The organism is Candidatus Paceibacterota bacterium (genome assembly GCA_028714275.1).
GTDB lineage: Bacteria > Patescibacteriota > Minisyncoccia > Phycocordibacterales > CAINVO01 > CAINVO01.
Genome location: JAQTMP010000028.1, coordinates 1 through 9,579 on the forward strand (window position 1 = coordinate 1; position 9,579 = coordinate 9,579).

The following is a 9,579-nucleotide window of genomic DNA, read 5'->3' on the forward strand; positions in this document are numbered from 1 at the left end:
GATGAAAGGATACCGATGATGGCGATGACCACCAAGAGTTCAATCAATGTAAAACCTGAAGTTGTTTTTTTCATTTTTTAAATTTACTGTTATTGACTGCTAAATTTCACTATTAATAATTATTGTTAAATTGAAAGGTCTGTTAAAGAAAGCTTTTCAATTGTGCTCTTATTATACTAGAGATGCCTATGGTAGCCAAGGGCGGTGTGGATAACTAAAAAATTCATCTTTTGCGACGCACAACCACGCCTACAAAGCTGAAGAAATGTTGTAAATAGGGATGAGAACTGAAGCGAGCAGGAATCCAACACCCAGACCCAGCAAGACAATCATGATAGGCTCAATCAAATCCACAAGAGTGTCCACAGCATTGACCACCTCACGCTGATAAAACTTGGCTAGAGTCTCGAGAATATGCCCGAGCTCACCGGTCTCTTCACCTATCTTCATCATGGCTGTCATAATGCCTGGAATTTCTGGATGACGACCAAGGGCCTCCGAGACAGGAGCACCGCCTTTGACCGCCTCAAGGGCTTGGAGCAAAGCGGCTTCAAAAACAATATTATCCACAATGGTAGATGTCAGCTCTAAGGCTTTGATCATTGGAATACCGCTGGCGAGCAGGGTGTTCATGTTGTCTGAAATGCGAGCCAGGTAGAGCTTTCTATAGAGGGCACCGATATAGGGTATATCGAGCTTGAAACGGGAAAAACTGGCCTTACCAGCCGCCGTCCTACTAAAACGAAAGGCCATAAAACCACCGATGATAATGAGAATTAAAATAAAAAGACCGTAGTTGACCAAAAACTGACTGACTCCGATCACAATCGAAGTATAGACTGGGACTTTTTGTCCGGAGTCGAGCAAAATACCACTGATCTTCGGGATCACCACCGTCAGCATCAAAGACATCACCGCAATAAAAGTAGTGATCACAAAAGCCGGATAAATCAAAGCATTCTTGACCTTTGAGGTCACTTCGTAGTTGCGGTCAAGGTAGTCTGCCAAATAAACAAAAGTCTGATCAAGCTTGCCTGATTCCTCTCCCGCTCGGACCATGTTGACGTAAAAACCGGAAAAAACTTTTGGATGTTTGGCCAAAGCACCTGAGATAGTGCTGCCTCCCTGCAAATCATCTCCAATCTGGGCTAGGATTTTTCCTAAGGTTTTGTTTTCTGTCTCGCTGGAAAGAAGCTTGAAGATACGCAAAGCTGAAACCTGCGCGGTAAAGAGAGTGGCCATCTGACGAGACAAGATGACCACATCCTTGTTTTTGACGCCGTTAAAGAGGCCGATGTCTCGATTTAAAAAACTGCCAGGGGCATCGGCCTCTTTAATAGAAGAGATGGTCAGACCGCGGCGCTGAAGTGAATTGATAGCAACATCCACATTGATGGCGTCGATCGATCCATCTTTAGCTGCTCCGGTTTCGTCAAGTGCTTTGTAATTGAATAACATAATTTTTTAATAAAGAATTACAAAAATCTTTCCAAAGTTTTTGGATTGAATGAGTGGAGGTAGGCATTTTCGATCGTGATTTCACCCTTGCGCACCAGCTCGGCTAGCGAACGATTCATATCAATCATTCCCTCTTCCGAACCGGTTTCGATGACAGTATTGATCTCGTGGGTGCGCTTTTCGCGGATAAGATTGGCCACGGCGTTGTTGGCAATCAAAAGCTCGTATACTGGGATCAAGCCGCCAGAAATACGAGGGATGAGACGCTGAGAAAAAATCCCAGCCAAGGATCCAGCCAGCTGAATCCGAATCTGATCCTGCTGGCCAGATGGAAATGAGTCAATAATACGATCAATAGTCTGAGCGGCGTTGTTGGTGTGAAGGGTCGAAAGCACAAGATGACCAGTCTCAGCGGCAGTGACCGCTGCGGCCATAGTCTCATAACCTCGCATCTCGCCCACCAGCAAGACATCCACATCCTCACGGAAGACACTGAGCAGAGCAGCATTGAAATCAGTGGTGTCTACTCGCACTTCACGCTGATCGATGATGGATTTTTTTTGTTCGTAAATATATTCGATAGGATCCTCGATAGTGATGATGTGCTCGGCGCGTTGCTGGTTGATCAAGTCAATCATAGCGGCGAGCGTGGTGGTTTTTCCTTGACCGACAGGTCCTACCACAAGGAAAAAGCCTTGCTGGCGCTGGGCAAACTGCTCAAGAGCTGGCGGAAGATTGAGTTCGGCCAAAGTACGGATCTGTTTTGGAATATGACGGAGCACAATGCCGATATAAGTCTGTTGGAAAAAAGCATTGCCTCGGAAACGGCCAAACTCTTTAAAATTGTAGGAAAAATCCAACTCTTTTTTGGCCATAAAGAGCTTTTTGTTTTCGTCACTGATAAGAGCGCTCAACAAGCCCTCAATGTCCGAGTGAGTCAAGACGGCTTTTTTGACGAGAGGAATAAGTGATCCTGCCACCCGGAGAGTGGGATGTCTGCCTTCGGAAAGATGAAGGTCCGAAGCGCCCTCGCGCACTGTGGTATTGAGCAAATCTTCGAGTTCTTGATGGTAATCCATTTTTTTATTTAAATTAAACTTTCGTTGCTTGACGACTCAACACCTTACGCACTTCAGCTACAACCTCAGAAGGAATAGTCGTGGCTTTGACAATATAACCATCGATACCTAGGCGTTTTGCCTTATCAATATCGGATGATTGACCCTGGTTGCTCAAAATAATAATCCGAGCCGTCGGCACGAGATTTTCTTTGCGAATATGCTCAAGCACTTCGAGACCGTCCATGCTGGGCATCACAATATCTAAAATAATGGCGTCTGGAACAAGACCTTCAGTCAGCTTAGTCAAGGCATCACTACCATCGCTGGCGGTGGAGACCTCAAAATTTTCCCGCTGAAATTTGATCGAATACATGTTGAGCAAAAATTTGTCATCATCTACGATCATTATTTTGATTTTTTTTTCGGTGTCCATAGAAGTATTTTATGAGCTTATTATAGCATATTTCTTTTTTTAAAAATCTACAGCGCATTCACTTCCTCGAAAGGAATTTCCTTGCGAAGCGCCTTGATGATGGCGTCTTCCCGCATAGACATCATCCCTTTTTCGCGCAGTAGCTTATTGATAGCCACCTCAGTCGGATCCTTCAAAATAAGTGCCTCGAGCTCGCGGTCCATTTTGAAAGCTTCAAAGACAGCCGTACGACCACGAGTACCTTTTGGACACTCTGGCGTAGGAGAGATTTCATAGACTGTCGAAACTTGAGGAATTTCAGATTTAAATTGCGCTGGCAAATCCTCAAATTGCTTTTCTACCAAGACTTTAATAGCGCCGTCAAAAGGCACTTCTTTGACCGCGTCTGGGCAGATCTTGCCAACCAAACGCTGAGCCATAGTCAAAATAAGGGTAGGAGCAATCAGGTAAGGATCGACTCCCATGTCCACCAATCGAGGAATGACACCGACGGCACTGTTGGTGTGAATAGTGGAGAGCACAAGGTGGCCGGTCAACGCAGCTTGCACAGCAAGCTGCGCTGTCTCCTTGTCTCGAATCTCCCCCACCATGATCACGTCTGGGTCTTGACGAAGAGTCGTACGCAAACCCGAAGCAAAGGTGTATCCGATTTCAGGCCGCACTTGTGATTGGCTCATACCATCAATATTGTATTCAACAGGGTCTTCGAGTGACAACACATTCATTTCTTCCATATTGAGCTCGTTCAACATTGAGTAAAGAGTGGTCGTCTTTCCAGAGCCTGTCGGACCAGAAATTAAAATCATACCGTACGGACGGGTAATGGCTTCTTTGATCAAAGACAGACTGCGGGGACTAATGCCCATTTTATCCAGTTTTTGCACACCTTTTTCTTGATCGAGAATACGCATCACAATCTTTTCACCATAATAGGCTGGAAAAGTAGACACGCGAAAATCAATTTTGCGATTTTCAATACGCGCACTAAAACGTCCATCTTGCGGTTTGCGCTTTTCGTCCAGTTTCATATTGCAAAGGATCTTGATGCGCGCCACCACGGCAGGGTGAACGTTTATCGGCAGGATCAAGCTGGTATTTAAAATGCCATCCACTCGGAAACGTACTCTGATCTTGTCTCGCATGTGTTCGATATGTACATCTGACGCATCACCTTCAATGGCGTAGCGGAGGATTGTCGCCACAATTTTTGTCACCGGAGCATCTTCAATAATAGTCGCCTGATTGCTTCGACTAGAAAGATTATCGTTTTCCTGGCGCTGAATTTCTACTTCTTCGGCTGAAAATTCGCTTTCCAAATCACTCAGGGCTTTGGTCACTTCACCGGAAAGACCCTTATAAGAGGCGAGGACACGTTCAAAATCCTCCTCAGATACAAGGTATATTTTAAAAGGCATATTAGCCTTGGTTCCGATAAAACTTAAAGCATCGCGAGCTTCAATATTGTCAGGATCTACCAAGCCTACTTCAAGGACGCCCTCGTTTATAGCAAAAGGAATAAATTTATAATGAAGGGCTGACTCCTCCGGAATATATTTTAAAACCTCGAAAGGCACTTCTTTGCCTTCAAGATTTTTCATCGGAATTTTAAGCGCCTCACTTTTGGCAAGCAAAATCTCGTTCGGGCTTATTTCCCTATCTCGCAAGACTTCCTCTATGCTCCTTTCGCCGCTTTCGGCTTCTTGGCGGACATAGTTGGCATCATCTTTGCTTAATATTTTTTTTGAAACAAGAACGTCAAGAAAATTCATTATGATTACTTTTTAGTTGAAGTAGCCGTTTTGGTACTGGTGGCTGAAGCTGAAGTCACCCCACCATTGGCCGAAGAGCTGGCAGAAATATTGGCGTCGTTGCTGCCCAAAGGAGCAAACGGGTTTGGTCGACCAGGAGTCTGAGGGACGAGCTCGCGACTGAAGTCGACTAAGCTAGCAAACACTGGGTCGTTAAAAATATCATCCTTTAGGCTAATGGTGTCGATGGTGGCAAGCTGAGTAACAAAGGATTGGTCTGGGGTAAGATCACTACCCGAGCCTGCCGCTACATTGGTCTGAGACAAGCCTCCGGTAGACTGGACCGGAGCTTTGTTCACAAAAAAATAACTGTAGACAAAGAAACCGATGACCACGATGATAACTATAATGATGATGGGTTTGAGTTTACTCATGTTATTTTAACCAATAGGTTTGGATGGTTAGAGAATACGTATATAAATTGTCTTTGTTCGACGCAAAGGAAAGAGACGTCAAGTCAACGACTCGCAAACTGCTTTCCAAATCATGCAAAAATAACTGAAAAGTCTCGTATGAGGTGGTAACTGAAAATGAAAGAGTGATTGAGCCGTATGGCTTACTATCTGGACCCAAAACAACCGCCCCAGATCCTGCCGTTTCCTGATTGATCTGAATACCTTTAATAATCATTCCGTATTTAGAAGCAATATCATTTATATCCAAAACAAGCCCTACATTGTTGACGCCATCCGGTAAAGCTTTCTGCAAACGCTGGATGCTGGCATCTGGGATATTGTTGTAATCCTGCACCAAGAGATCCCGCTTGGCTCGAAGCTTGGCAGCATTGGCCTGGGCATCAGCAAGCTGAGCTTTAGTGATAGAAAGACCTTTAACATCCTGATAGACACCATCGGTGTACCCGAAGAAAATGCCGATGGCTAGGATGACGAGGATGATGGGTGTAATAAATTTCATAAAATAATTAGAGCAAAATCAACGGTTGGATGGTAATGGGGTAAAGCCAGCGCTCGACGTAGCACTAGCTGGCTGGGTCTGGGCTGGTTGCTGCTGGGCCTGCTGAGCAGACTGATCTCCTTGAGACTGGAGCATAGACTCTACCGATGTATAGTAGAGCAACTGGCTTGGATCGACGGAAGCGGTGAAAGTGAAGACAATATTGCCACCACTATCTACATCGAGACCTGAAAAAATGGGACTATGAAAAATAGTTTTCATAGTCGGATCAGAGAAGGCCTTGTCCTGAAGGGCGACTGAGTCGTAATTGATTGCTTGACCATGCATGGTCAGAGTCACTTTATTGGTCTGATAGGCTAGATTGAAATCATTGAAGCGCACTGTGGGCAAGGTGTTGCGGGAAATGATACCGAAAAGATTTGAGGCTTGAATATGAGTATGTAAAATAGTCTTGACTGATCGGATCCGATCACTGAGTCGGACATATGTTTCTAAAGTAGATGGATTGAGATCCTTTTGGGCCAAGACCAATTGCTGCTGTTGGTAGTCAATGCTCTTTTGCAAAATGGCTTTATAGACAAAGACTCCGCCAGCAGCGGCGAGACTCACAAAAAATATAAAAAAAGCGACGAGGGTAAAAATATTTACCCCGCGAGTTTTTTCAATCCCTCCATTACTGGAGATTGGTTTTTTTGGAATGAATGATGTTTGGAACTTTGTTTCCATATACTGGTTTAAGTATAACAACTAATAAATTTTTATTCAAACTCCTGAAGCTTGCGCAAGGCCAGACCAACCGCCACCGAAAACTCCAGGCCAGTCGCTTTCAAAACATCCTCCAAAAAAGCTGGGGCTTGCACTTTTGCAAACGGGTCCCCTATCACTACTTCGGCTTGAAAGTTGGCTTTAGCCAGCTCTGTAAAGCCACGAAGGGCGGAGCCGCCCCCTGTCAAAATAACTTTGCTGATAGTTTTGTTGTAATGCCGCTGGTAATTTAAAAGAGCCGTGTTGGCTTCGGAAAAAATGTAGTCCAGAGGCACAGAAATAATTTCATAAATATTTTTTTGTTGTTCGGCATCATCCGTGCCAGTGGTGACCATTCCTCTTTTAATTTTTTCAGCCTGATCAATGCTGACCCCCATCCCCTTTGAAATACTAATGGTAATGTCCTGAGAACCTTTGTTGATGATGTGCGAAGTGCGCACCACTCCTTTTTCCAAAATATAAATCTTGGTGCCCGTCGCACCCATGTCAAAAATCATGACCGGAGAGGTTTCTTGTGAGAGCAGAGCACGGGTCGCACTAAACATTTCTATTTCAAAAAAACTCGTGTGCAAGCCGGAAGCTTGGACGGTGGCATTGTAATTGCTGAGCACTTCGTTGTGAATTGAAACCACGAGCACGTCCGTCTTTTGCTGGGCTTTTTTGATGTGTTGTTCCGAACTGTCATCTTCTTCATTTTCAACAAAATCAAGCTCGCGCCCTTCTTCTTTTGGTACAATCCACCAATCGAGCGTGACTTCGCTGATTGGCACAGGAATATATTTACGCGCTTCAATCGGAATCATTTCCTGAAGCTGTTTTTCATCCACGGCAGGCATTTCTATGAGTGAGACGAGACTGGAACGAAAAGGAATAGCCACCCCCGCACTGGTGGTGGTGATTTTGGCCTCTTTTAGAACATCCCGGACAGCTTCGGCTAGCTTTTCTGGAGGCAGATTGACCACCTGGCCAACAGACATGCCGGCATATGGACCGAGGGCCAGCTCGCCATAAGTCTCAAGCACGGCTTTGCCCTTTTTTTTGCGAAGCTGCACTACTTTGATGGCTGAGCCTCCAATGTCCACACCAATGATGCTTGTTTCGGGTTTTTTGAAGAAATTTTGAAATATATTTGCCATAGGGAGCGTACGCTTTCGTTATGCAGATTATATCATGGCTTAGGTTTTTATTTAAAGGGTTTTGGAGTTTTCTGGTGGATACTATTTTTCCAATAGACGGCCATGCCGCTAGTCAGACCGAGCGGATAGAGGATTTCTTGAAAATTCCCGTTGAAAGATTGCTAGAGTTGGCTGGACGAGAACATAAAAACACACCCCTAGCGTCAGTTTTGGTTGGACAGTCCAAGCTAGCTGCCTATGCTCTGCTTCAATATCAACACCCTTTGATCAGTCCAGTCTTGCGTGAGCTCAAAAAACGCCGAAATGAAGCCGTAGCGGCTAAGTTCGGCCTAATTTTGGCTGAATTTTTTCTAAAAAATATTGTCGAGCGAGAACATCAAATAATTGTGATCCCTATTCCCCTATCCAAAAGACGTCTGCATGAACGAGGGTTCAATCAAAATGAGGAGCTGGCAAGAGCTTTCGTTGAGCACATGAATGAGACCACCGAAGCCATTTCCTTGGCTACAAATTTACTAATTAAAACTACTGACACATTACCTCAAGCCAGTCTTTCGCAAAAAAAGCGTCTGAGCAATTTGAGAGATTGTTTTGTCATTCCTAAATCGAAAAATCTTTCAGAAAGCTTTTTCAATAGCCCTCACGCCATTTTTGTGATCATCGATGACATCACCACCACAGGTAGCACTTTTCAAGAAGCTTGCCGACCTCTGATTGCTCTCGGAGGGCCCAATATTATCTGTCTTGCCGTCGCCCACTAATTGAGAGGGAACAAAAGATGTGTTAAAGTGGGCACGCAATAGTTGAGTAGACAGTGGGAGTATATGGAGACGTGTCAGAGTGGTCTAACGTACCTCTTTGCTAAAGAGGCAGGGGCTTTATACCCCCTCGCGAGTTCGAATCTCGCCGTCTCCGCCGTGAACGAACGCAGTGAGTGAACAAGGAGACGAGCAAAGCCCTTGAGGGCTTTGCGTGCGAGATTCGAAAAGGCTGAGTATATCGCGCGGAGCGGAGCGAGCACGATACGAAGCCTGTACCGCTCCTGTAAGGAGCGAATCTCGCATTCCTCCCTAGTTGCTAAATTTTTAAATTGTAAAAAACTCTCATAATGTTAAAATTCTCCTATATGGAAATCAAAGACAAAGAGCTCCACCGCATCGCTACCACCTGCATTATTTATAATGCTCAGAATAAATATCTGGTCACCAAAAGAAGCCCGACTAAAAAAGTCCATCCAAACAAATGGACGGTGCCCGGCGGCGGCTTAAATGTCGACGATTATATCAACACTCCCCAAACTCTGGGCAATGCCGGCTGGTATGGTGCCATCGAAAAAGGCCTCTTGAGAGAAATAAAAGAAGAAGTAAACGTTGTGATCGGCAAAGCCAAATATCTTCTCGACCTTACTTTCATCCGACCAGACGGCGTCCCCGTCCTTGTCTTGAGCTACTACGCTCCCTATATTTCTGGAGAAGTGATGCTTGATGAAGACGCTGTAGAATACCGATGGGTGTCGCTGGAAGAAGCCAAAACTCTGGATCTCATTGCTGGGATTTATGAAGAAATTGAGGAGGTGGAAAATATATTAAAGAGTAGTTAACAAGTCAATAAAATATGCTACACTGCCTCCGTAAATTGGAGAGATGGATGAGTGGTTTAAATCAGCAGTTTACTAAACTGCCGAGCCTTAATTGGTTCCGTGAGTTCGAATCTCACTCTCTCCGCAGCCAATTTATGTTTATGTGCATTTCCATGGGATAACAGCCCTTTATATGCCTGGATCGTCGCATCTGCCGTATTTTCTTTAAGCCTCTTAAACATCCTGCGTTTTGTTGTTGTCCGGATGACTCTATGGTCAAAAAAGTGCACCCATCCGAGAAAGTCAACACCCGAAGAGACAGTCTTGATAAAGACCTTATTAGGGTGGAGAGATAATTTGAGATTTATGCTAAGAAAATCATGGAATTGTTTTAAAATCTTTAACAACCACGCTCTGTCAGTAC

At 44.7% G+C, this 9,579-nt stretch carries 10 protein-coding genes and 2 tRNA genes; 4 read left to right on the forward strand and 8 right to left on the reverse strand.

The window, feature by feature from the left end; translation table 11 throughout:
• Positions 1-249: 249 nt before the first annotated feature.
• From PHF79_02955 to pilM, 8 genes are read right to left on the reverse strand one after another with little or no spacing between them, the layout of a single operon-like run.
• Positions 250-1,458 carry a type II secretion system F family protein gene (locus tag PHF79_02955; GenBank protein ID MDD5318751.1) on the reverse strand — a complete coding sequence of 403 codons (1,209 nt, stop codon included), beginning with the start codon at positions 1,456-1,458 and terminating at the stop codon, positions 250-252.
• A gap of 17 nt (positions 1,459-1,475) precedes the next feature.
• A complete protein-coding gene (locus PHF79_02960; protein ID MDD5318752.1) occupies positions 1,476-2,537 on the reverse strand; it encodes a PilT/PilU family type 4a pilus ATPase in 1,062 nt (353 codons plus the stop codon).
• Between the two features lie 13 nt (positions 2,538-2,550).
• Positions 2,551-2,952, reverse strand: a complete 402-nt coding sequence (locus PHF79_02965; protein ID MDD5318753.1) for a response regulator — start codon at positions 2,950-2,952, stop codon at positions 2,551-2,553.
• A gap of 47 nt (positions 2,953-2,999) precedes the next feature.
• On the reverse strand, positions 3,000-4,721 hold the full coding sequence (locus PHF79_02970) for a GspE/PulE family protein (GenBank protein ID MDD5318754.1): 1,722 nt from the start codon (positions 4,719-4,721) through the stop codon (positions 3,000-3,002).
• Between the two features lie 5 nt (positions 4,722-4,726).
• Positions 4,727-5,134, reverse strand: a complete 408-nt coding sequence (locus PHF79_02975; GenBank protein ID MDD5318755.1) for a hypothetical protein — start codon at positions 5,132-5,134, stop codon at positions 4,727-4,729.
• Position 5,135: 1 nt separating this feature from the next.
• Entirely contained in the window at positions 5,136-5,675 is a 540-nt protein-coding gene (gene pilO / locus PHF79_02980; GenBank protein ID MDD5318756.1) for a type 4a pilus biogenesis protein PilO, read from the reverse strand.
• An 18-nt stretch (positions 5,676-5,693) separates the two neighbouring features.
• Positions 5,694-6,401 carry a hypothetical protein gene (locus tag PHF79_02985; protein MDD5318757.1) on the reverse strand — a complete coding sequence of 236 codons (708 nt, stop codon included), beginning with the start codon at positions 6,399-6,401 and terminating at the stop codon, positions 5,694-5,696.
• Between the two features lie 32 nt (positions 6,402-6,433).
• Complete coding sequence (pilM, locus tag PHF79_02990; GenBank protein MDD5318758.1) at positions 6,434-7,576, reverse strand: type IV pilus assembly protein PilM; 1,143 nt, start codon at positions 7,574-7,576, stop codon at positions 6,434-6,436.
• A gap of 20 nt (positions 7,577-7,596) precedes the next feature.
• Between pilM and PHF79_02995 the strand changes: the two genes are divergently transcribed.
• The 4 genes from PHF79_02995 to PHF79_03010 all read left to right on the forward strand — a co-directional run bounded on the left by PHF79_02995 (position 7,597) and on the right by PHF79_03010 (position 9,300).
• On the forward strand, positions 7,597-8,337 hold the full coding sequence (locus PHF79_02995) for a hypothetical protein (protein MDD5318759.1): 741 nt from the start codon (positions 7,597-7,599) through the stop codon (positions 8,335-8,337).
• A 65-nt stretch (positions 8,338-8,402) separates the two neighbouring features.
• A tRNA-Ser gene (locus PHF79_03000) sits at positions 8,403-8,491 on the forward strand.
• Positions 8,492-8,702: 211 nt separating this feature from the next.
• Positions 8,703-9,176 carry an NUDIX hydrolase gene (locus PHF79_03005; protein MDD5318760.1) on the forward strand — a complete coding sequence of 158 codons (474 nt, stop codon included), beginning with the start codon at positions 8,703-8,705 and terminating at the stop codon, positions 9,174-9,176.
• A 37-nt stretch (positions 9,177-9,213) separates the two neighbouring features.
• A tRNA-Ser gene (locus tag PHF79_03010) sits at positions 9,214-9,300 on the forward strand.
• The last annotated feature ends 279 nt before the right edge of the window (positions 9,301-9,579 follow it).